Source organism: Flavobacterium sp. UGB4466 (genome assembly GCF_903469665.1).
Lineage (GTDB): Bacteria > Bacteroidota > Bacteroidia > Flavobacteriales > Flavobacteriaceae > Flavobacterium > Flavobacterium lipolyticum.
Window position 1 is genome coordinate 17338 of the sequence record NZ_CAGKLC010000036.1, and the last position, 25338, is coordinate 42675.

The following is a 25338-nucleotide window of genomic DNA, read 5'->3' on the forward strand; positions in this document are numbered from 1 at the left end:
TAGATTCTTAGCAGCTTAGCAACTTAGGGCCTTAAAAAAAATTATTTTCGTTCTCCTATTTGCTGGCGCCACATTGCATAATATAAGCCTTTTTCAAAAATTAAATCTTCGTGTTTCCCTTGTTCGATGATTTTTCCTTGCTCCAGTACAAATATTTTGTCGGCGTGCATTACGGTTGATAAACGGTGCGCAATCAGAACCGTGATCCTGTTTTTATCGGATATATTACGAATAGTAGTATTGATTTCTTCTTCGGTAATAGAATCTAAGGCAGAAGTGGCTTCGTCAAAAATCAATAAATTCGGATTTCTTAAAATAGCACGTGCAATCGACAAACGTTGTTTTTCACCACCGGATACTTTAATTCCGCCTTCACCAATTGTGGTGTTTAAACCGTCTTCGGCACGATGCAGCAGTTTTTCACAGCTCGCTCTTTTCAAGGCATCGTACAAGTCTTCATCGGTAGCACTGGGTCTTACGAACAATAAATTCTCGCGAATTGTTCCTGAGAATAACTGTGCGTCCTGGGTAACGAATCCTAATTGTTTTCTTAGATCCAGTAAGTCAATTTCTGCAGAGTCGATGTCGTTGTAGAATACCTGACCTTCGGCTGGGGTGTACAATCCAACCAGTAATTTGACCAAAGTTGTTTTTCCTGATCCTGAGGGGCCCACAAATGCAACGGTCTGTCCCTGTTTAATTTCGAAATTGATATTTTCAACCGCTTTAAATTTAGCGGTTTTGTGCTGAAAACTTACATTGGAAAAGAGTAAAGACTGAATCGCTCCAACATGCTTTGGGTTTTTTGGACGATATTCTTTCGGAGCGCTCAATAAGGTCTTAAAATTCTCCATCGAAACCTTAGTTTCATTTAAAGCAATAATGAAATTTCCAAGTTCCTGAAGCGGACCGAAAATGAAAAAAGTAAAGAAAACCATCGTTAGCAAATCACCCACAATAATCTTTCCTCCAAATAAGAAATAATACAAAGTAAAAACCACACAAGTTCTCAAAAAGTGTACGGTTGTGCCTTGGATAAAACTCAAACTTCTGATGAAACGGATTTTTTGAAGCTCCAGCTGTAGAATTTTAAACGTATTTAGGTTCAGACGTTTTTCTTCCTGATACGTCAATCCAAGACTTTTTACAAGTTCAATGTTTCTTAAACTTTCGGTGGTGGAACCGGCTAAAGCATTGGTTTGATTTACGATTTTTTTAGAGACAATTTTGATCTTTTTGCCCAGATACGAACTAACCAGAGCAATGATTGGCGCCGTGATCAAAAAGATAATTGAAATACGGTAATCGATTCGGGCAACATAAACAATCACAAATACAAAACCAATCACAGTCTGAAAGATTAAAGAAATCGATAGAGTGATTAATTTTTCGGAATCAGAACGTACTTTGGTAAGTTTGCTTAACGTTTCACCGCTTCGTTGGTCTTCAAATTCGGCAAACGGCAGGTCCAGTGATTTTTTAATTCCGTCTGTGTACATCTGCGCTCCGGTACGCTGAATAACAACATTGGTAAAATAATCCTGAAAGTTTTTGGTAATTCTCGATACCATAGCTGCACCAAGCGAAAGTCCTAACCAAAATGCTAATGATTTGATAAAACCTACGGCATTTCCGTCGTATTTATGCAAACCAACACCGCAATCCTGCATTAATTTACCGGTAATAATAGAGTCTGATAAACTGAAACAAATGTTGATTGTTGCCATAATCAAAGCAAAAAACAGTAACATTTTATGTTTGATTATATAAGAATACAGTAATTTCATAAGTGAATTTGAATTTATGGAAGATGTAAAAGTAGTGAATTGTTTAACACTGTTAAATGGATTTTTGTTATTAAAACTGTAATTTTTTTTACAGTTGAAATTGCTGGTGTTTTTTTTAGATGTAAAGCATTTTAATTTCTGCAAAACATCTTTTTTATTGGAGAACAAAATGAAACTTTAAGAAAAAAGCCAAGTATTTATATCGCATTTTAGTTTTTGATTAAATTTTATCAGTAATGAATTTAATAGATCTTGCTATTTGTTAGTGTGTTGGCGGCTATTTTGGGTTATAGTGCGCTTTTAAATGTGGAATCCCGTAAGGTTTTAGTTTTGGGTTGTATTAAGTTTGCGGCAAAATAAATTTAACCAAATCAAAATGAAAAAAATTTTATGCCTTTTTAGTGCTTTGGCTCTAGTAGTTTCTTCTTGTTCAAGTGATGATGCTGTTGATGCATCAGCTTCATTAAAACCATCAAAAATTGCTTTTTCTTACTCTGATCCTAAAGAGAATTACGCTACAGATATGAAATATGAGGGAAGCAAACTAGTAAGTGAAACAGATAGTGACGGTAGTATTCTTAAGTATTCTTATGTAGGTGATTTAATTTCAAAAATAGAAGAGTTCAAATCAGATAACGTACTTGTAACGACTACTGAATATAGCTATTCTGCAGGAAAGGTGGCTTCTGTAACTGTGAAAGATGCAGGTGCAACTAAGTATTATAAAACAAAATACACTCAAAATGGAGACGGTACTGTTTCTTTTGAAGGGTTTTATGTAAACGCCACAACAGGAGCTGAAGAAGAAGGTGGAAAGGTTGGAAAGTATACTTTTAAAGATGGTAACTTAGTTAAATCTGAAAGTTCTTTTTATGGTAAGGCAAATGCTACCTACACTTACGAGTATGATTCAAAAAAGACCCCTAATGCTAATGTTCCAGGGCTTAAACTTTTACTAGATGCAGAAGAAGATACTTCTGTTAACAATGTTGTTAAAATAACAGGGACTTCAGCTACTTCATCTTATGTAAGTACTTTCTCTTATGTTTACAATAACAATAATTTTCCAACGGAGAAAAAGCATTTTAGTGACAATGGAAAGTTAACTGAGACAGCTCAGTTTACATACTAAAAACAAATTGCAATTTATAAAAAAACCAAATACTCTTGTATTTGGTTTTTTTATTGCCTAAAAATTGGTAAAACCCGTATTCAAATTAAACGTCATGCAATTCAGAACCCGGATTTCATTTTTTAATCCGCGAGCAATAAGCAAATACAAGAAAATAGCTAGGTATTTATACGGTTTTTTGTTTTTTAGTTATTTTTTTTCTAAAACGCTTCTTGGTGTATGTTGTTCATTATTAGTGCTTTAGGTTTGTTTTGAGTTGGGTTGCGCGTTTTCGATGTGGAATCCCGTAAGGTTTTGATTATGAGGTGTATTATGTTTGTAATGCTAAAGATATTTTAGGATTTAATAAAATTTCTTTTGTGGATGAAGAAGGAACCGGAATTTTTCACAATGAAATTTCAGATACTTCAGGAAAGACTGTATGGTCTACCTAACAGTTATACCTATAATGCAGCCGGATATCCTGAAAAAAGCGTTGATAACATTGAAGGATTAAAATATACATCTGAGTATTTCTATTAATAGAAAGTTTAAAATTTGGGGGCGAAAAGTCGGGGGCATTTTTGTTTCTGGCTTTTTTGTTTGTGAAAAATAACCGAAATTTACACAAAACAACTTCATGCAATTCAGAACCCAGATTCCAATTTCAAAAAGCAGCAATCCAATCGATTATCATTCGAAGATCATTTCTATGGGATCTTGTTTTGCGGAAAACATGGCAGAGAAATTTGATTATTTTAAGTTTCAGAACGAAACCAATCCATTTGGAATTATCTTCAATCCTGTTTCTATTGAGAAAGTGATTCAGAGAGTGGTTAAACAGGAGTTTTTTACGGAGAAAGATGTTTTTTTTCATAACGGACGCTGGCATTGTTTTGAAGTTCATTCAGATTTGAGTCATTCCGATCGACAGGAGTTGTTGCAAACACTTAACGAAGCAATTGCCGAAACAAACAAACAAATCAAAGAGGGGACTCATATCATTGTAACCTATGGAACCTCATGGGTTTACAGGAATATTGAAAGTAACGAAGTAGTTGCTAATTGTCATAAAGTACCTCAAAAACAATTCACGAAAGAATTATTGACTGTTGATGTAATTCAGAAAAGTATCCAAAATACAATCCGTTTAATTCATGGTTTAAATACCAATATAAATTTCATTTTTACCATTTCACCGGTGCGCCATATCAAAGACGGTTTTGTAGAAAATCAATTGAGTAAATCGCATTTGTTTTCGGGGTTTCACCAGAATCTGCAATCTAAAATCAACAATCAGCAATTAGGATATTTTCCTTCTTACGAAATTATGATGGACGAGCTTCGTGATTATCGCTTTTATGCTGAAGATATGCTGCATCCGAATGCTGTAGCAATTGACTATATCTGGCAGCGATTCAGTGAAAATTACATCGCAGAGAATAGCATTTCGACCTTGCAGGAAGTAGGAGAAATTCAAAAGAGTCTGCACCATCGAAGCTTTAATCCGGAATCTGAACAGCATCAGAAATTTTTAGTCAAGCTTCGTCAAAAAATAAATAAGGTAGAAGAAAAATGGCCACATATTAAGTTCTAAAACTTCATGGACTTTTATGATGTTTTGATATTCAGAACATCGTAAATCTTTGCTGCAATTTAAAATATCAATTTCAACAGAGCAGAATTCTTTACGTTTCCGCTCGGTAACCACAATACCAAACGTAAGAAAATAATTATTTGTGGCTAAATTTTAGAATAATTACAGGTAATTATGTAAATTGTTAGAGTTTAAATTTTACAAATTTGTCTTTGCAGATTTGTCCAAAGCAAACTTTAATCTAAATGTGTTTTATTGACGTATGAATAAGAAAACCATTCATTTTCTAAAAAAAACACTTCGTGTACTGCTTTGGTGCATGGCTTCTGTAATTACACTTTTATTGCTTCTTATTGTATTAATTCAGGTTCCTTCCGTCCAGAATTTTGTAAAAGATAAGGCCATTACTTATCTGCATAAAAAGATAAAAACCAAAGTTTCGTTAGATCATATTTCGATAAAATTTCCAAAAGACATTGTTTTGGAAGGATTTTACTTTGAAGATCAAAAAAAAGATACCCTGTTAAGCGGGAAACGTTTGGAGTTGGATGTTGATTTGTTCAAATTGATCAACAGTGAATTGGAGATTAATTCGGTTTCACTGCAAAATACAACAGCCCGTATTTCAAGGGATAAAAAAGGAGCTTTTAATTTTGATTATATTAGTAAAGCATTTGAGTCTAAAGAACCAAAGGTTGAAGATCCGAACAGCAAACCTTTTAAAATTTCGGTTGTAAAAATAAATCTGGATAACGTCAGGTTTGATTTTAAAGATGATTTTTCTAAAAGCGACACTCGTGTAAAACTCACGCATTTTGATACCAAATTTAAGGAATTCGATTTAGATAAAATGAATTTCAACATCCCGGATATCAATCTAAGCGGGTTAAAGGTAGTTTTGAATCAGGATGTGATCGAAAAGATCGCTGAAGGATCAGTGCAAACGATAGATACCGTCTCGAAAAGAGCAGATTTCAATTTGAAGTTAGGAAACATCAGATTAGCAAAAATTGATATTGTTTACGACAACAAAGATTCCAAATTAGATTCCGGAATAAAACTGGATCAGTTGAATGTAGCCGTAAACAAAATTGATTTGAACCGTCAGTTATTGGATTTCAAAGCTTTCGAACTTAAAAATCTAAAAGGGAATCTACGTTTGGGGGCAAAAGACAAACAGCTTCAAACTCCCGATTTAGATACTACTGCCATAAAACAGGCAGGATGGAAAGTAAAGTTGAATGTTATAGACATCCAAAATATAGCGTTCAAATTTGATGATATGCAATCGAAACCAATTTCGAAAGGAGTTGATTACAGTCATATGGATCTGAGTAAGGTTAATTTTAAAGCAGAAAAATGGTATTATGGGAACGATACAATTTCAGGAAATATAAAAACACTGACCTTAAACGATAAAAGCGGCTTGAAGCTTGAGGCTTTAAAAACCAATTTCTTTTACGGACCAAAGAACGCGTACCTGAGCAATTTGTATTTGAAAACACCCCAAACGCTTTTTCAGCACACTATAAAAGTGGGTTATCCTTCGATCGCTTCCGTTTCCAAAGATTTGGGCAATCTTACTTTAGAGGCCAATTTAAATCAGACCAAAATTGGCTTTAGAGATATCCTGCTTTTTGCTCCCGATTTACAGCAATCCAATCCGTTTAAGAGTAATCCAAATGCCGTTTTGAAGGTCAATGCACGTTTGAGTGGGAAGATAAAAGATCTGAATATGGCCCAGTTCGAAATGAGCGGAATCGGAGCTACAAAAGTTGTTGTTTCAGGAAAGATAAAAGGGATGCCTGATGCACAAAAAGCGGATTACGATTTAGACATCAGAAAACTATCAAGCACGTCAAAAGACATTTATTCGTTTGTGCCTGCGGGAACTGTTCCAAAGAATATTCAATTGCCTTCACAGTTGAATTTACAAGGTAAGTTTAAAGGTTCTGTTGCCAATTTTAAAACCAAGCTGGCTTTCAGCAGTAGTTTCGGAAACGCAAAAGTAGATGCTTTGTTCGATCAGCGCGTGAAGAAAAAAGAAAAGTACGATGCCACCGTTTATTTACTTGATTTTGATTTAGGTAAATTGATTAAAAATGATTCAATAGGAAGAATTACACTTAAAGCAAAAGTAAAAGGTAAAGGTTTGGACCCGAAAACAGCACAGGCAGAATTTGACGGCTTGGTTCAGAAGGCTGTTTTTAATCAATACACCTATAAAGATTTGGCTTTAAAAGGCAATATCGAGAAAGGATCTTTTGTTCTAAACTCTGGAATGAAAGACCCCAACCTGCATTTCGATTTAACGGCCAGTGGAAATACCGAAGAGAAATATCCCTCCATTCAGTTAAAATTAAACCTGGATATTGCCGATTTAGAAAAATTAAATCTGCATGCCGGTCCGATGAAACTGCGTGGAAATGTTGACGCCGATATTGCCAACAGTAATCCTGATTTTTTGAATGGAAAAGTATTTCTTTCCAACATTCAGATTGCCCAGACAGCAGAACCTATTGTTCTCGATTCAATCAGACTGATTGCCTTTGCCGATCAAAATCGAAACAATATCAAAGTTTCTTCTCAGTTTTTAAATGCGGAGGTTGATGGGAAATACAAACTGACGACTTTATCGGCAGCATTAAAAAAATCACTGTCAAAGTACATCGATTTAAAAAGCCCAAAAGTAAAAGGAGAAACGGATGAGCAACGATTGGCTTTTACGGTGAAGATTGATAATGATCCCGTGTTGCTGAAACTGCTTCCTGAATTAACGGGGTTGGAACCTGTTACTTTATCAGGAAAGTACAATAACGTGTCAGATTCTTTGGAAATAAAAGGAAGTATTCCGAGAATTGTATATGCCGCTAACACCATTGCCGACGGGAAAATCAATATCGAAGCCAAAGAAAATGGTTTAGCATACAATGCTTCTTTTGGAACAATTGAGAGCGGTTCTTTAAAAATTCCATTTACAAGCTTATCCGGAAAAATTGAAAATAATGTTTTGGATTATGCACTTGAAGTAAAAGATGCTAAAGAGAAACAACAGTATTTTATTGCGGGAGACTTAAAGCACGACGGTTCAAAAAGCAGTTTCAGAATTGATGCTCAAAATTTTATTCTGAATTATGATAAATGGAATATGGATCCGGAAAATGTGGTGGAGTTTGGAGCCAAAAGATTGTATGTCAATAAATTTAATTTAGAAAATTCGGGTAATGAATTAAGAGTTCAATCATTAGGAGATCAGGATAATGCACCACTACAGGTCGATTTTGTAAATTTCAAAATAGAGACGATTATGAACATCGTCAAAAAAGATCAATTGTTAATGCAGGGTCTGATTAATGGACATGCACTGGTTGAAAATGTAATGACAAAACCCAGCTTTACTTCAGACATAAAAGTAGATCAATTTGCATTCAAAGGAGAACCTGTTGGAGATATTACAGTAAAAGTAGACAATAAAACCAATAATTTGCTGGTAGCCAATATTACTCTTAGCGGAGAAGGAAATGAGGTGAATCTGACTGGAAATTATAAAATCGACGATGGAAATCTGGATTTTAATCTGGATCTGAACAAATTAAATATCAAAAGTATTCAAGGGTTCAGCATGGGCAATCTGACTGAGGGAACTGGGTTTTTAGCAGGGAATTTCAAAATTACCGGAAATGCTGCCGCGCCAAAAGTAAACGGAGCACTGGAATTTAAAGAGACAGGTTTCAGAGTAACAAAATTTAATTCCTACTACAAAACAGCTGACGAAAAAATAACACTTCAGGATGATATTATCACTTTTGATACCTTTACTTTTCATGATGAAAACGACAATGAACTGATTGTAAACGGAACCATTAAAGCAACAGATTATACCAAATTTGACTTTGGCTTAACTGTAGTGGCGGATAATTTCAGAGCGATACATTCGCAAGAAAAAGACAATGATTTGTTTTATGGAGATTTGGTGTTAGACAGCAAGCTGAACATCAAAGGAACGCTCGAAAATCCTGTAGTTGGCGGCAATATTAAAATAAATAAAGAAACCAAGTTTACAGTTGTGATGCCGCAATCCGATCCTTCCATCGCTGATCGGGAAGGGATAGTTGAATTTGTAGACGAAGACAATCAATATCTGAAACAGACTGTTGCTATGGAGCAAAAACTCAATCAGTCACGGTTAGTTGGTATGGACGTCAGTGTGGCTATTGCCATCGACAAAGAGGCAGAACTTACCCTGGTAATCGATAAAGGAAATGGTGATTATTTGAACTTAAAAGGAGAAGCCGAACTTACCGGTGGAATCGATCCGTCTGGTAAAACAACTTTAACTGGTAAATATGAGTTTTCAGGTGGGGCGTATGAAATGAATTTCAACATGATCCGACGAAAATTTGATATTCAGAAAGGGAGTTATATCATTTGGAACGGTGAACCTACCATGGCCAATCTGAATATTACGGCGATTTATAAAGTAAACACCGCACCAATAGACTTATTGGGCAACCAATTGCCAACGGATAACCCTACGGAGCGAAACACCTATAAGCAGAAAATTCCATTTCAGACCTTGTTGAAAATGAACGGGGAGCTTTTAAAACCGGAAATCACTTTTGATATTGTACTTCCGGAGGGTAATAATGATGTTTCTGCAAATGTGGTATCACTTACCAAAGCAAAACTCCAGCAGTTAAGACAAGAACCAGCGGAATTGAACAAACAGGTTTTTGCTCTTTTACTCTTGAACCGATTTATTGGCGAAAACCCATTTTCGAGCGAAAGCGGGGGAACCAGTGCAGAATCTCTCGCACGACAAAGTGTGAGTAAAATTTTGTCACAGCAGTTAAATGATCTTGCCGGAGAATTAATTACGGGAGTTCAGTTAGAATTTGATCTCGAGTCAACAGACGATTATACATCCGGTAGCAGAGAAAACAGAACCGACCTGAACGTCGGGGTTTCCAAAAAGTTGTTAAACGATCGATTAAAAGTTACCGTAGGGAGCAGTTTTGCCGTTGAAGGTCAGGAACGTGCCAACGAGCAAAGTGCCAATATTGCGGGAGATGTGGCATTGGATTATCAATTAACCAAAGACGGCCGTTATATGGTTCGGGCTTATCGAAAAAATGAATATCAGGTGGCGGTCGAAGGTCAGGTAGTTGAAACCGGTGTTGCTTTTATCATCACAATGAGTTACAATAAATTCCGTGAACTTTTTCATCGTAGTGCAGCAGAAAAAGAAATGATTAGAGAAGAAAAATTGCGCAACGAAAAAAAGAAACTGAAAGAGAAAGAGGAGAAGCAAAAAAAGGAAAATCAAATAGAAGGGAATGAGCAAAAAACATAACAATGTAAGAATGAAATATGTCAGGTATTTTGTTGTGCTGTCCTTATTTTTTGTTTTTGGATGCAGTAACACAAAATATTTGCCGGAGGGAGATTTATTGTACACAGGAGGTTCGGTAACGGTAAAAGATTCAGTTCTTAAAAAGAAAGAACGAAAAGCACTGGAAAATGAACTGAATGATTTACTGCGCCCTAAACCCAACAAACAATTCCTGGGATTACGTCCTAAGTTATGGTTTTATAATATTGCCGGAGAACCTAAAAAACAAAAAGGAATCCGATATTGGCTGCGTACTAAAGTGGGAGAAGCTCCTGTACTTTTTAGTAAAGTTGATTTAGAGTATAATGCATCCGTCCTTCGCAATTTTACCGAAAACAGAGGGTATTTTAAAACCCGTGTCAGTGCCGATTCTACTGTTAGCGACAAAAGAGCTACAGCAGAATATAAAGTGGTACCCAAAAAGCAATACATTATTAAAAGCGTAATTTTTCCTGACGATTCCTTGGCGATGTCCAGAATAATAGGAAGATCAAGCCGAAGAAGTCTCTTAAAGGTTGGGCAGCCTTATGATTTGGATGTTATTAAAGCCGAACGCGAACGTATAGACGCCAGATTGAAGGAGAAAGGGTATTATTATTTTAACCCCGACTATCTTTTGGCAAAGGTAGACAGCAGCAAAGGCGATCATGAAGTGAAAATTAGATTGGTAATTAAAGCGGATACGCCTCCAAAAGCGCTTACAGCCTATAAGATCAATAAAATTGTAGTCTACCCGAATTTTACCATTTCAAAAGACAGTGTAAAGTACCAGTCAAAAGATATTATTCAATATAAAGACTTCACCATTATTGATACAGCTGACAGTTTTAAGCCAAGAGTTTTTGATCGCGCCATCCACTTCAAAAAGGGAGATTTCTACAACCGTAAAGACCACAATCTGACCCTAAATCGTTTTGTAAATTTGGGAACGTTTAGTTTTGTGAAAAATGAATTTAAGCCTTCGGATAGTTTGCCCAATGCGCTGGATTCGTATTATTATCTGACGCTTTTACCGAAGAAATTTATTCGTGTAGAAGTTTTAGGAAAAACGAACTCGGCCAGTTATACCGGTAGTGAGATTAATATCAACTGGAACAACAGAAACCTATTTCGAGGGGCAGAATTATTTACGGTTTCCATTTTTGGTGGTGCCGATTTTCAGCTTTCAGGAGCCAATAACGGGAAAAATATTTATAAGCTGGGAACAGAAACCAGTTTGACCTGGCCAAGATTTATCGTTCCGTTTTTTCATATTGAAGGTTCCAGCGAATATGTGCCGCGAACCAAAGCGACAGTGCGATATGAATATCAAAACAGAACACAATTGTATGCTTTAAACTCTTTTAAAACCTCTTTTGGATACCAGTGGAAAGAGAATATTCGAAAAGAACATCAACTGAATGTAATTGATGTGACCTATGTGAGTCCCAATCACGTGACGGCTGAATATTTAGCAGATATTCAAGAAGACCCGTCATTAGAAAAGATAATTGAAAAACAATTGATTTTTGGACCAACCTATACGTATACCTACACCAATACGATGCAGAAGCGTAGAAAAAATACGTTTTACTTTAGTGGTGATTTAGATTTGGCAGGAAACGTTACAGGTCTGGTAACAGGAGCAAATGTTAAAGATGGGAATCAGAAAAATATTTTTGATGTTCCTTTTAGTCAATATGTAAAAATGAGAGGTGATCTCAGACATTATTTAAAGCTGGGTAAAGAAAGTGAATTGGCCAGCAGGATTATTTTGGGAATAGGACTTCCGTACGGAAATTCAAGGGCATTGCCAACGGCTAAACAATTTGTAGTAGGAGGAACCAATAGTATTCGGGCTTTCAGAGCCAGATCACTCGGGCCGGGAAGTTATCTCAATACACAAACGACTAATAATTTTCTTCCGGATCAGTCAGGCGATTTGAAATTGGAGTTTAGTACCGAATACAGGGCCAAACTTTTTAGTATTGTTCGCGGAGCGGTATTTGTAGATGCCGGAAATGTCTGGCTTTTAAATGCCGATCCCAATAAGTCCGGTGGAGAAATTACCAAAGATTTTATGAAAGATATTGCCGTAGGAGCCGGAGCCGGTTTGCGTTTTGATTTGTCTTTTTTAGTTTTAAGAACCGATTTGGCATTTCCGTTGAGAAAACCCTATTTACCGCAAGGTCAGAGATGGGTAATTGATGATATTAATTTTGGAAGTGGTCCCTGGAGAAAAGAGAATTTGATTTTAAATATCGCCATTGGATACCCGTTCTGATTTTATGTTTTTAGAACAGACAGAATAAAATAACCGCAGGAATAGAAAGCTTACTTTAAACTTTTATTCCTGCGGTTTATGAGAGTTGTTTCTACAATCCGGAAATAATAAATTCGCTTCTTCTGTTCATTTGATGCTCTTCTTCCGTGCAATTTTCATTATCAGAACAATGGTTTACAAGTTGTGTTTCACCATAACCTTTGCCCGTTAATCTGTTTTTATTAACTCCATGTTTAATAAGCCAGTCGATAGTAGATTTAGCTCTTCTATCAGACAACAGCTGATTGTATTTATGCGTGTGACGGCTGTCTGTATGAGAACGAATATCTAATTTCATTTTAGGATACAAGTTCAGTACATCCAGGATTTTTTCCAGATCTAAAGCAGCTTCTTTACCAATATTGGATTTGTCTAAATCAAAGTATATCATTTTGATACCGAAAACTTTGCCTAAATTATCTCCAATGGTTACCTGGTAGCGGGATTTTTCAAGAGGAATCGGTAGATAAGCTTTTGAACGATCTTTTGATACCAGTATTTTTTGTTCCCAGGTGGTGTAGTTTTCTTTTTCGGCCCTGATATAATAGGGAGTTTCAGGATCTAAAACGAAACTATACTTTCCTTTCTCATCGGAGATGGTGGAATCTTTTACATTCATGTCCTGATCATACAAGGTGATTTTGGCATTTGGTAAAATTTCATTACTGTCCAGATCAGTCACAACTCCATATAATTGGTAGTCAGTATTTATTTTTTTTGTCTCTAAAAATTTATAAATATCATCTGATCCTTGTCCGCCTTTTCTGTTCGATGAAAAAAAGCCTTTTCGGGATTTGATGTCAATAATATAAGCAAAATCATCATTAGGAGAATTGACATCTGCTCCTAAATTTTGAATATTACTAACTCCGGCGTCGTTTATTTTTCCAACAAAAATATCAAGACCGCCAAGTCCCGGATGCCCGTCTGAAGCAAAATAAATTTCATTTTCATCGGTTACGAAAGGAAATGTTTCTTTTCCTTCGGTGTTGATTCCGGGGCCTAAATTTTGAGGAGAGCTGTATCCTCCATTACTCAGGATTTTGACCTTGTAAATATCAGATTGTCCTATTGTTCCGGGCATATCTGAAGCAAAATATAAAGTCTTTTCGTCCGGACTGAGAGTAGGATGTGCCGTACTGTATTCATTACTATTAAAAGGTAATTCTGTGATATTGTCCCACTCCTTCTTTTGATTAAGAGTGGCTTTGTATATTTTTATAAAGGTGGTTTTTTGTTTGTTTTTTCCTTTTTTACCATCAATATAATTATTGCGAGTAAAGTAAATAGTTGTTCCGTCTTTTGTAAAAGTGGGAGTGGATTCGTGAAACTTACTATTGATTTTTGATTTTATTTTTTTTGGTGCGCTTGGATTGAAATTTTCATCGAGCACAGCTTCATAAAGGCTGGTGAAACTTTCACCCGTCCACTTATGTCTTTGTTGTCCCAGTCCTCCTGTATCTCTTGCAGTGGTGAAAACAATTTTATTTTTGAAAAATGTTGTTCCGTAATCCGAATATTTACTGTTTATTCCTGAATCTTCAATCGTATAGCGTCCGGAATTCGCTTTAATCAAATCCAGATAGTTTTCATTTTTTTTGTATAGTTTCCCTCTTGTATCATTCTTTGAATGCTGAGAGAATAAATCAAGCATTTGATTGGCTTTCCCTGTGCGATTTGTCGATTTTAACGATTGTGCATATCGGTAATAATATTCGGGCTCCACATCGTTAGTCATAGCAAATAACTCGTCATACCATTTTGCAGCTTTGTCAAATTCAGCATTAAAGTAAAAAGAATTGCCCAGTTTTTTGAACATATCTGCAGACTTGTAGCCCTTTGAAGCTACTCTTTCATAGGTTTCAATCGCATTAATATAAGCGTAGTTGGCATATTGTTTGTCTGCTGTAGCTATTTTATTCTTTTGAGAATAAGTATGAAATGAAAAAAAACTTAGTATTAATAAATAAAAGGGTATATAATTCTTCATAGTAAATAATTTTAAAAGAAACGAGGGGTTGTCATTCTGCTTTGTTTTCGGATAAACTCAAAACGCAGGAATATTTCATGCGAACCATTACTGTAATTGTTTAGTTTTGAAGATTCAAGATCATAACCGTAACCGATGTACATACCATCTGTAAGCTGAAAACCGGCCATGGTACTGAAAGCGGCGTCCCAGCGGTAGGCAATTCCAACCATAAATTTATCGTTGAACATAAAATTACCTGAGACATCCACCTGCAGCGGCGCACCTTGTGTTATTTTTGTGAGCACTGCGGGTTTGAATTTTATATTGTTGTAAGCACTCAAATTGAATACATATCCTCCCATTAAGTAGTAGTTAATTTTGTTTTTGAATATGGCTACTTCATTATTGTCATAATAATTGGTCACTATAAAATCCGGTGCCGATAAACCGATGTAAGCTTTGTCAGAATGCCAATAAACCCCGGCTCCAATATTTGGAGATATGACATTATTTAAATTTTGTAAATGTGGATCGTCCAAATCTGCGGGATTCAGCCTATTAGTGTCCAGATTAAAAAGACTAACAGTTCCTTTAAGTCCGAATGAAAGTTTAAAATTATCTGAAGTCTGAACCGTATAGGAAAAGTCAGTCGATAAAGAGCTTTTATCAGAAGCACCAATTTTGTCATTTACAAGAGAAACACCGATACCTAAATTACTGTCGTTTATAGGGGTGTTAATTGAAAAAGCGCTGGTTTTTGGTGCTCCTTCAAGGCCTACCCACTGTGCGCGATACAATCCAAAAACACTCAGCGTACCTCTCGATCCGGCATAGGCAGGATTAATATTTATGGTATTGTACATGTATTGTGTGTATTGTGCATCTTGTTGCGCCGCTATATTTATTACATTGAAAAGCAATAAGAACTTTAAAAAAAATAAATTCTTTTTCATTTGTATAGTTATTTTTTTAGTGAAACTTCTGTGCGAAAAGATTGTGAAATTCTCTGTGTTTTTATCTCAAAGTAAGATGTAAGTATCCGCTTTTTTCGGTCATAAGTGCACCGTTTCCATAGGAAAGCACATAAAAATAGGTTCCTGATGGTAATCCAGCATTTTGGTTTACCGTTGCTCTTCCTTCAGAAATTCCACGAAAAAAATTATTGTTTGCACCATAATTAGTAGTTTCAAACACTTTGACTCCCCAGGAATTATATATGGTTACCGAATTATTTGGAAATCGTTCGAGACCTCTAATCTCAAAGTAATCATTTTTGCCGTCTCCATTTGGAGAAACCATATTGAAAACAATTACCTCCGGATTTGTAATGCCCGCCTGCGCTTTATTATTATGCGGATTGTAATCTTCCGGAGTTGAATTTTCCAGAAAAGCAATGTTCAGATAATCCCCTGTTGCTTTTACTTTTGCTGTTAGGGTCAATGTTGCTATTTGTTTGGCTAATAGTTCTGGTAAATTCCATATTCCGTTTGTTATATTATAATCTCCTGAAGAAGTTTTGGATGAGGTATACGTATATCCTGATGGAAGTATATCTCTAATTTGAACATTGTTGAAATTATTTCCTCCCAGATTTTCAGCAGATATGGTAAACACGACCTGTTGACCGATGTTTGCTATTGGATTATTTATTGTTTTTCTTAACTCAATATCTGCATCTTCATTAGGCTTCAAACAGGACCCTACTTCTATAGAAAAATTAATACTCACAAGAGGATTGCATTTAGCTTCATCAATATAATTGACTTCAATAGCACCTTTTCCGGCATTATTCCACAAAACTGTTACAAAATCATCTGATTGCTGACCTCCATTTACGATAGTACCTTCATTTGAAACGAGCCAATTGTAAGAGGACATTCCGGCCACAGTAGTGTAGGTTACTTTTTCTGAAATACAGGCCGACGTAAGCCAATCAGGATCTTTATTAGGAAGATCTTTTTTAACAATTACGGTAACGGCTAAACGGTTTGTACTCTCACATGCACCTGACTTTGCCGTTCCGTAATACGTTTTACCATCGATTAGTAATGCTGTGGATGGAATTATACTTCCTCCTGTTAGTGCATCGTACCAGATAATTCCGGTTCCGGCGGCTGTTAAATCTGCAACTGTAGCCTTTGCGGTTGCACAGAATTGTTGTGTAGCAGCACCTGTTGGCGTTGTGGGATCACTGATGCTAACGGTTACAGCTAAACGATTTGTACTCTCACATGTACCCGTTTTTGCCGTTCCGTAATACGTTTTACCATCGATTAGTAATGCTGTGGATGGAATTATATTTCCTCCTGTTAGTGCATCGTACCAGATAATACCGGTTCCGGAGGCTGTTAAATCTGCAACTGTAGCCTTTGCGGTTGCACAGAATTGTTGCGTAGTAGCACCTGTTGGCGTTGTGGGATCACCGATGCTAACGGTTACAGCTAAACGGTTTGTACTCTCACATGTACCCGTTTTTGTCGCTGCGTAATACGTTTTACCATCGATTAGTAATGCTGTGGATGGAATTACACTTCCTCCTGCTAGTGCATCGTACCAGATAACACCGGTTCCGGAGACTGCTAAGTCTGCTACTGTAGCGTTTGTTGCTGCACAGAATTGTTGTGTAGCAGCACCCGTTGGTGCTTTTGGATCACCGATATTAACGGTTACAGCTAAACGATTTGTACTCTCACATGTACCTGTCTGTGCTGCGGCGTAATACGTTTTACCATCAATTAATAGGGCTGAGGACGGAATTATATTTCCTCCTGTTGAGGCATCGTACCAGATAATACCGGTTTCTACGGTAATTAAATCTGCTACAGTGGCTTTAGCAGTGGCACAAAATTGTTGTGTAGAATTTCCTGTTGGAGTTGACAGACCTCCAAGTCTAATGTTGATGGATTCGGTGAAATAACACCCCCCTAAAGAATTAATTTCTACTTTGTAGGTTCCAATTTGTGCTGCTGTTACATTATTGATATTTAATTCCGGGGAAATAACTTCGGTTCCATCTGGTAATGTCCATTTTATAGAATTTACGGGGCCAATCTGTACTACAGATAGTTTGATGTTTCCTCCTATACAAACAGCTCGGTCTCCACCATTTATTAATTGTGAAAATGAACTTCTTAAAATCAGAGGCTGTAAGACTTCATAACAGGCTGTTTTTGCTTTTACAATATAATTTCCTGCTGTCAGTGCTTTAAATACAGGACTTGATTGTCCTGTTGTTGGGAAATCGGAATCCGTTTCTTTTTTTATAAAGTAAGTAATACTTTCTGAAACATTGTTTACTTTGGCATGAAGATCCCCTGTTGTATCTCCTGAACAGACAATTCCGCCGGATTCAGATAAATCAAACGCAGGGAAATTAGGTTGCACATCTACAAAAGCAGTTTGAGTGTTCTCAATTAATTCGCTTTGCAAGAGAGGTCTTCCACCTATAAATTTTCGGGCGATCCCTATTTCATATTTTCCTGCTATATCCTGAAAAAAAGAAAAATTACTGATTCCCTCTTTTAAAGAATTAGAACCCAGAATGGCATTAAAAGTTCCCATACCTGCAGGTCCGCTTACAATCCCGGGGAAAATTTGGTTATTCCCATAAAAATTAGCCAATGTACTGTTTATTGCACCTGTACCGACAGCTGATACTTTTAGGGTTATATTTTTGTTATAACGGTCACATCTTGAGGTGTCCGGATTAAAACTAACGTTGGTGATTTCAATTTTTGTAAAATAACTGTCTAGAACCACTTGAAATTCCTCATCAAAACAAGCCGAATCTTTTATTCTTATGGTGTAAGTTCCCGGAAGTAACTCATTTCCTAATCCGAAAATAGGTTCTTTATAGGTTACTGCCAATGGTGACGGACCGTTTACAAGACTTACGGTAACTTTACCTTGTAAGCCTACATAACCGGGAGTGGCCATAGGAGGATACACCGCCAGTGCACATTTACCAAAAAACATAGCACTTGGTCCTGTGAAAAATTGTATTTTACCTTTGATGTCTTTATCGGGAGCAAAATAATTGGGATCGATAAAAACATTTTTAGGATCAGTAATAGCAGGTTTTTTAGAAGAAGTGTTTGAAGTATTGTTCGTAAAAGAGTAAGTTGCTATCGCGATTCCTGTATTATCCGTTACTTTTATAGTGTAGCTTTTACCAATATTTAGTTTACAAATTTCCAAACTGTTTATGCTTGTAATAGTATAAGTATTTTTGATACCTGTACCGTTGTCTGTTACTTCTACGGTATAAGGCAGACAGCCCCCCTGATCTTTAGGTACGTTTTTTAGCCGAACTTGTCCCGTGTCATTGCAATTGGTATTCAAAGGGTCATCTTCGATACTGAATTCAAAATCAATAAAGGGTTTAACAATCCCTACAGTTGATGCTCCATAATCTAGTTCAACAGTTTTTGTTATGTTACAATATGTTGCGCTCAAGCGGACAATACCCCATTTGGAGCGATCTGAAGGCATTGAATATTTTTTCTTTACATCAGTAAGAGTCAGATTGTCATAAACGTCCCAGCCTGATCCGTTCTGAATCTCTAATTTGTAAATAAAATCCGGAACTCCATAAAGAGGAGGGAGAGCATTAAAATAAGCGCCACCATTACTTACGGCTAATAGTCCGTTTGGAAGGGTAGCACTGCTAATACCGGAACAGACATCATTTGGAGTGTTATAAATGAGATCAACAGCATTAATGGTTCCTTTATCAAGGTTAAAATTCTTAAGAACTTCATTTGGCGGAAGATTCAATACGGTTACAGGTGAAATTAAAGTACCGCAATTATCTGTAGCCGAAACTTTATATTTGCCACTTGGCATACCATTAAGTCTGACAATACCGGTTGCTGTTTGTACACTTCTTACAACGGTACCATCTGAAGCATTTAGCAAGTTAACAGTATAGGGAGGGTTTCCTTTTTCTGCGTTAATAGCAATATCACCCAGGGGATCAGGATCTGATGCACAGTAAGTATAATTTTTAGCGGTAAAAAGTCCAATAGTTGGAGAAATAGAAGAATAGGTACTGCCTACCTTTATGGTAGTTGCAGCCTTTATAAAAGTATTGTTTTCGTAATACCCATAGAAATAATCTCCCGGCTCTAAGTGCGTAATCAAAGAAGCTGAAGATGCAATAATAGTTGCCGGATCAAAAGGAGATTTTGCAACAGCATATATTATAGGTTCAGAAACATTTTTAACTGTGATCTTAATTGTGCCATCTGCTCTACCATCGCCGGTACAGGAAGCATCTGTGGCAACAGCAGAAATTTCTGCCTGGGCAATTGCAGCTAAAGGCAGTATATAGAATAGCGCGACGAGTAATTTTGAAAATTTCATAAGGAGTCCGTTAAATTGTGTTTTTGGATTGTGGTTATAGTTAAGTTTAGAAAGAGGACAATTCAGAAGAAAGCACTAAAATTTCGTTTAACTCAATAATGAAATATTTAGTGCCTTCAAGGCTGAATTGATAGGCGTCATCTTCTATCTTCATCTTAACTTAATGCAAAGGTATTTAGGACAATTGAGACAAATAATTCAGTTTTAATAATCGGATTATCAATGATATAATTGGTTGTTTTGAGTAACACTTGATCGGCTAAATGTTCCCGTGTTTTAGATTTTGGGAGGGATAAAAACTTATATATAAGTTAAAGATTACAAAATTTTTGATCTACAGCTGGTCACGGTGAAGTTTTGGGTTTTTAAAGTTTGTATGAAACCAAAAAAACATTTTCTGATATAAATTCATGCCTAAAATTCTTTGAGGAAGATAGAAGCCGTATGCAAAACAAAAGCTGTAAAGAGTTCTAAAACCTACATCAAAAAAAGATTTACTTTTTAGAAATTAGTTTTTAGAAATGTTGCATTAATAAATACATCAGAAGAAAAAAACCTTACCCAAATAGAGGGCTTTTGTGAAAAAAAGAAGTAATTTGGTTTAATAAATGGATAGAATGCAAAATCTAGTAAAGAGAATAATAGTTTTAGCTGTAGCTGTACTTGTCATAGTGCTAGCTTTCAAATATTGTGAATTCAAAAAAGATGACGATTCAACTATTGATTATAATACCAATCTCATTCAGCAGCAAATCTTAAATGTTGGAAAACTGGTCGTTACCGAAGGTCATTTTTCGGAAGTTATAACTTATAAAAACCAGCAGAAGTATTTAATGGACATGGTTTCTTTTGAGAAAAAAGCACTTGTAGTGGTAAACGCAAATGTTACTGTAGCTTACGATTTGCACAAAGTGAAATATGATATCGATGAAAAGAACAAGACGATTACCATTTTAACTATTCCAAAAGAAGAAATCACCATCAACCCTGACATACAGTTTTATGATGTTGAACAAAGTAAACTGAATCCATTTACGGGTGACGATTACAACAAGATCAACAAATCGGTAAAAGCAAATCTGGCCAAAAAAATAGAGAAATCTACCTTAAAAACAAATGCTCAAAACCGATTAATCAGTGAGTTGTCAAAGATTTTAATTCTAACCAATTCAATGGGGTGGAAACTGCAATACAACGGAAAAACAATCCAGTCTGAAAAAGAGTTTAGCGAGGATCTGAAGCTTTAGTTTTTTGAGGTACTAAGAGGCTAAGGTTCTGAGGTTTTTTCAATATTGTCATTTCGGGCGGAAGGAGAAATCTTCGTAAGAAGCTTGACAAAGATTGGATTTCTCCCTTCGCTCTAAATATTATAAAAGCACAAAATCCGACAGGTTTTTAGAACCTGTCGGATTTTATATAATTGTTTTAAAAACTTAGCACCTTAGTATCTCAGAACCTTAGTACCTCAAAAAACTTAAACCGCTTCTTTATCAAAAATCAGATCCAATCCACCGGCAATTAAATGTGCCACTTCAGGGCGTTTAACCTTCAATTGATCTAAATGAACCAATACTTCCTGTAAAAGTTGGTCTTTATTTGAATTCTTTAAAAGCTCGGCGATTTCAACCGATAGTAGCCAATCATTAGGATGGTTTTCTTTCAGTTTGTGAAATACAGTGTTTAACTCAGTTGTAGGACTTTTATTTTCTCTGGTCAAGCGAACGGTTTGATAAAGGATTTCCAGATCGTCACGTTCGGCAGTATGTTGTGCTTTTATAGTAGTTGTTTTGGGTACGGTATTGATCAGGTCAAAACTATTCACATCAGCCGGGCCGGAGAAAGCCGAAACGACTTTTTTACCAATTGCCATATCGTAATTCCCCCATTCAGGTTCAAACAAAATGGTTTCGCCATGAGTTACAGTACAATTTCTGAAACTAATTAAAATGATTTCGCCATGCAGGTTTCTGGAGCCTGTAATGATTTCGCCTTCTACAATAATATCACCTTCAAATTCTAATCTTACAGTTTCATTTTCTACGATAGAGTAAGCCTGTAAATCTTTCGGACTCATGTCTTCGATTGCTAAATTGAAGCCTTTTAGTTTTCCAATTGGGCTTCCAAATCCATGTGGATGTGTTAGTGTTCCATGACCAACCAATTCCTTTTCACGGTAGGATAAAGCCGTTTTTCCGGTAGTCTGAATATAGATAGGTTTTCCTTCGTCTTCCAAAACATTGGTAAAAACACCTGAAATCTGTAAACCGGTACTCAACTCAATTGTTCCTAAAGCATTGGAGTGAATTAGTTTTTGTATGCCTGATAAACCTCCGGTTCTTAAAGCCATTTTATTGGCAAATTCTTCTAAAACCAAACTCAAATAGGAGAAATTTGGTGTTACAAAAAGTTGTGGCTGTAATTGTGTAATATCAAAGTTTTGATTGGCTGCAGAGATATTATAAGGGATTTTTTTTACGTTATCCGTCATGCACCAAGCACTCTCCCCAATAGAGGATAGTAAACCCGCACCATATATTTTCGGATTTTCAACGGTTCCGATTAAACCATATTCTACCGTCCACCAATGCAGGTTTCGAATTTGTGCCATTTCAGACAATTCGCCCATATTGTTTTGTAAATCGGCAACTGCTTTCTCCGCTTCGTCTATTTTTTCCTGAGGCGTATCTTCCGCTTCTTTCAAAATAGAAAGCAGGCGAATCGCTTCATACATCTGGTAATCTTTATGAGAGGAGATGGCTTTACAGCCAATTTCTCCAAAACGTCTTAAGTATTCTGCATATTCCGGATTAGCAATAATAGGAGCGTGTCCCGCACCTTCATGAATAATATCCGGTGCCGGAGTATATTCGATATGTTCCAGTTGGCGAATATCTGAAGCAATAACCAAAACGTTATAAGCCTGAAATTCCATAAAAGCGTTTGGTGGAATAAATCCGTCCACCGCTACAGCTGCCCAACCAATTTCAGTCAGAATTCGATTCATACCGTACATACTTGGAATAGAGTCAATTTCGATTCCAGTTTTCTTCAAACCATCCAGATAAGAATGATGCGCAACTCTTGAAAGATAATCTACATTTTTACGCATTACATAGCGCCAAACCGCTTGATTAATTGGTGTATAATCACCATAATCCTGAGGTTTAATAAATTGCTTTAAATGTTTAGGCAATCGCTCTAATAACGGGTTTGTTTCAATATTGGCATTCATTTCGAAAACGTTGTAGATTAGAATGTAAAATTACGGATTTACAGTGCTAATTTTTGCTATTTATATCAATTTTTTTATCCGAAATGTTTTTTAATTGCATTTTTCGTGACTTTTCCCCAATAAGAAAAGGAAGTTTATCTCTTAGCAATCATTGTTTTCGTAATTAACTTTCTCCAGTTTTTTTTCATACGATTCAATGTCTTTTTTAGTCATACTGGCTTCTTTTAGTACCACTTTTAATTGTTTTTTAGTGTCAGGACTTATCCATAAGCCACTAAAATTGGTGCCTTCTTTGGTTAAAATCATCATGCCTGAGAATCCATGCTCTACAAGCGCGAACTGATTTTCGTTTTTTGTGTTTTGCGTAATATTCAGCTGAATCCAACCTCCTGATTTGTCATAACGATAGATTGAAGTGTACATGAGGTCGGCTGTACAGGGATTTTCTTCCGCTTTTATATAAAAAGTGACACTTATTTTTCCGTCAATTGTTCCTTTGTATAAAGTGTTTTTTGAGGATTGTGCTTTAGTAAAATTTAAAAATAAAAGAGAGAATAAAAAAGGAAGTAATATTTTTTTCATGTGTAAATGCAATAGCAGGTGAGTTAGGGGAATTTTACTTGGGTTTAAAAGTACGTTATATTTTAGTTAAGGCAAACCGTAAAATCAGTCAATTATCAATTAAAAAATTAATGATTTTCGGGATTTCTGAAATAGTCAATTTTATAATTGAACATATAAGCCATGTTAGCTGCTCGCATTTTTGCTTCTTCGGTAATAGTTCCCGAAAATAGCCCGTCGATAGAAGTATTAAAAAGCAGTACCCAACGATCGAAATGGGTTTTGTCTACCGGTAATTGTTTGTGTGGAGGAAAAGGACTTCCTGAATAGGCACGCACATCAAATAAAATGGTTTGCCAGAAACCGTACATTTTTTCTAAATGCTCCGACCAGCGATCCTGGAGTTTCTCGTTGAAAATCGGTCCCAGTAAATCGTCTTTTCTCACTTTACCATAAAAGGTGTCTACCATTAATTTTATATCTTCTATGTTTGAAATATCTTTAAGAGTTGCCATGTTTTCTACTATAAATGAAAGACAAAAGTACGATTAACTAATTTGTGATCGCTGATATTTATCATTTCAGATTGTTTGTAAGTTCGATTGAAAAGGTTTTTATTGTAAAAATAAACAGTTTTAAATCGAACCCTTTTTTATTTTACCCGATCAGTTGTGTAAATAGATCCTGACGGTCATTTAAATATTGAAACTCAAATCCGTTTTTGGTCATGTTCATTTTAATCGCCAGTATGTCTTTTTTGTTCTTTAGTTCTAAACCTACGACTACTGAGCCTACCTCACGGCTGTTTTTCTTGGCAAATTGGAAATAAGTGATATCATCATCAGGGCCTAAGATGTTGTTTACAAATTCTTTTAAAGCACCCGGACGCTGTGGAAACTGAATCATAAAATAATGCATCAGACCTTCGTATAATAAAGAGCGCTCTTTTATTTCGGCAGTTCTTTCAATGTCATTGTTGCTACCGCTCACCACACAAACTACTTTTTTACCTTTTATTTTATCTTTGTAAAAATCCAAAGCGGCAATGGTTAATGCTCCTGCAGGTTCTACGACCATGGCTTCTTCGTTATACAAACGCAGAATCGTAGTACAAACTTTTCCTTCCGGTACCAGAATAATATCGTCTAAATTAGTACGACAGATTTCGAAAGTTTTGTCGCCTACTTGTTTTACGGCAGCGCCATCCACAAATTTGTCAATTGTTTTTAAAGCTGTGTTTTTATTGACATCGATAGAGTTTTTCATTGAAGGGGCTCCTTTGGGTTCTACTCCAATGATTTTTGTATTTGGGCTTAGTTGCTTAAAAACTTCAGACAAACCGGAAGCCAGTCCGCCACCGCCAATGGGAACAAAAACATAATCGATAGGTTCTTTATAACTGTCCAGAATTTCTAATCCTACAGTTCCCTGACCGGCAATAACTTTTTCATCGTCAAAAGGATGGATGAAGGTTTTTTGATTTTCGGTTGCATCTGCTGTAGCTGAAGCATAGGCATCGTCGAAAGTGTCTCCGGTAAGTATAATTTCAACAAATGATTTTCCGAACAATTGTACCTGTTTGACTTTTTGTTTTGGAGTGGTTTTGGGCATGTAGATTTTACCTTTTATTTGCAAAAGATGACAGGAGTAAGCTACGCCCTGTGCATGATTTCCTGCACTGGCACATATAATTCCGCTTGCTTTTTCGGTTTCGGTTAACGAAGAAATCTTGTTGTAAGCTCCTCTGATTTTATACGATCGCACAATTTGTAAATCTTCTCTTTTTAATAAAATAGTAGATTTAAACTCGTCCGAAAGATTTAAATTTTGGGTGAGTGGAGTAGCGGCAACCACATTTTCAAGTTGCTTTTGAGCAGCAAGTACTTCGTTAAATAAATTCATAAAGATTAAATTGTTTTTTGCCACAGATTAAAGGATTAAAAAAGATTTTTAATCTGTGAAAATCTTTGAAATCTAAAGCAAAATGTTTTGTACTATATTTTTTTTAAATAAAAAAACC

General features: G+C 36.0%; 14 protein-coding genes. 6 read left to right on the forward strand and 8 right to left on the reverse strand.

What is annotated here, in order from left to right; genetic code table 11:
• Positions 1 to 41 precede the first annotated feature (41 nt).
• Positions 42 to 1787: an ABC transporter ATP-binding protein gene (locus JO950_RS10985; RefSeq protein ID WP_202702682.1), complete on the reverse strand. Its 1746-nt coding sequence runs from the start codon at positions 1785 to 1787 to the stop codon at positions 42 to 44.
• Positions 1788 to 2163: 376 nt separating this feature from the next.
• Between JO950_RS10985 and JO950_RS10990 the strand changes: the two genes are divergently transcribed.
• The 5 genes from JO950_RS10990 (at position 2164) to JO950_RS11010 (ending at position 12150) form a co-directional block, all read left to right on the forward strand.
• Positions 2164 to 2919: a hypothetical protein gene (locus JO950_RS10990; RefSeq protein WP_202702683.1), complete on the forward strand. Its 756-nt coding sequence runs from the start codon at positions 2164 to 2166 to the stop codon at positions 2917 to 2919.
• A 363-nt stretch (positions 2920 to 3282) separates the two neighbouring features.
• Complete coding sequence (locus JO950_RS10995; protein ID WP_202702684.1) at positions 3283 to 3441, forward strand: hypothetical protein; 159 nt, start codon at positions 3283 to 3285, stop codon at positions 3439 to 3441.
• 97 nt (positions 3442 to 3538) lie between these two features.
• On the forward strand, positions 3539 to 4495 hold the full coding sequence (locus JO950_RS11000; protein WP_202702685.1) for a GSCFA domain-containing protein: 957 nt from the start codon (positions 3539 to 3541) through the stop codon (positions 4493 to 4495).
• Between the two features lie 262 nt (positions 4496 to 4757).
• Positions 4758 to 9848, forward strand: a complete 5091-nt coding sequence (locus JO950_RS11005; RefSeq protein ID WP_202702686.1) for a translocation/assembly module TamB — start codon at positions 4758 to 4760, stop codon at positions 9846 to 9848.
• Positions 9832 to 12150 carry a BamA/TamA family outer membrane protein gene (locus JO950_RS11010; protein ID WP_202702687.1) on the forward strand — a complete coding sequence of 773 codons (2319 nt, stop codon included), beginning with the start codon at positions 9832 to 9834 and terminating at the stop codon, positions 12148 to 12150. The genes JO950_RS11005 and JO950_RS11010 overlap by 17 nt, the downstream gene beginning before the upstream one ends.
• A gap of 91 nt (positions 12151 to 12241) precedes the next feature.
• Here the strand turns inward: JO950_RS11010 and JO950_RS11015 are convergent, their stop codons facing one another.
• The 3 genes from JO950_RS11015 to JO950_RS11025 all read right to left on the reverse strand — a co-directional run bounded on the left by JO950_RS11015 (position 12242) and on the right by JO950_RS11025 (position 19525).
• Positions 12242 to 14179, reverse strand: coding sequence for an OmpA family protein (locus JO950_RS11015; protein WP_202702688.1), 1938 nt, complete (start codon positions 14177 to 14179; stop codon positions 12242 to 12244).
• 11 nt (positions 14180 to 14190) lie between these two features.
• Positions 14191 to 15114 (reverse strand): type IX secretion system membrane protein PorP/SprF, encoded by a 924-nt coding sequence (locus tag JO950_RS11020; protein ID WP_202702689.1) that lies wholly within the window; start codon positions 15112 to 15114, stop codon positions 14191 to 14193.
• Between the two features lie 61 nt (positions 15115 to 15175).
• Positions 15176 to 19525 carry a gliding motility-associated C-terminal domain-containing protein gene (locus JO950_RS11025; protein ID WP_202702690.1) on the reverse strand — a complete coding sequence of 1450 codons (4350 nt, stop codon included), beginning with the start codon at positions 19523 to 19525 and terminating at the stop codon, positions 15176 to 15178.
• A 617-nt stretch (positions 19526 to 20142) separates the two neighbouring features.
• Here JO950_RS11025 and JO950_RS11030 point away from each other — a divergent pair.
• On the forward strand, positions 20143 to 20772 hold the full coding sequence (locus JO950_RS11030) for a DUF4230 domain-containing protein (RefSeq protein WP_202702691.1): 630 nt from the start codon (positions 20143 to 20145) through the stop codon (positions 20770 to 20772).
• A gap of 227 nt (positions 20773 to 20999) precedes the next feature.
• On the opposite strand, the gene JO950_RS11035 is transcribed toward JO950_RS11030, so the two are convergent.
• The 4 genes from JO950_RS11035 to ilvA all read right to left on the reverse strand — a co-directional run bounded on the left by JO950_RS11035 (position 21000) and on the right by ilvA (position 25220).
• A complete protein-coding gene (locus JO950_RS11035) occupies positions 21000 to 22757 on the reverse strand; it encodes an aromatic amino acid hydroxylase (protein WP_202702692.1) in 1758 nt (585 codons plus the stop codon).
• Positions 22758 to 22898: 141 nt separating this feature from the next.
• Positions 22899 to 23339: a hypothetical protein gene (locus JO950_RS11040; protein WP_202702693.1), complete on the reverse strand. Its 441-nt coding sequence runs from the start codon at positions 23337 to 23339 to the stop codon at positions 22899 to 22901.
• Between the two features lie 107 nt (positions 23340 to 23446).
• Positions 23447 to 23833, reverse strand: coding sequence for a group III truncated hemoglobin (locus JO950_RS11045; RefSeq protein WP_202702694.1), 387 nt, complete (start codon positions 23831 to 23833; stop codon positions 23447 to 23449).
• 142 nt (positions 23834 to 23975) lie between these two features.
• Positions 23976 to 25220 carry a threonine ammonia-lyase IlvA gene (ilvA, locus tag JO950_RS11050; RefSeq protein ID WP_202702695.1) on the reverse strand — a complete coding sequence of 415 codons (1245 nt, stop codon included), beginning with the start codon at positions 25218 to 25220 and terminating at the stop codon, positions 23976 to 23978.
• Positions 25221 to 25338 lie beyond the last annotated feature (118 nt).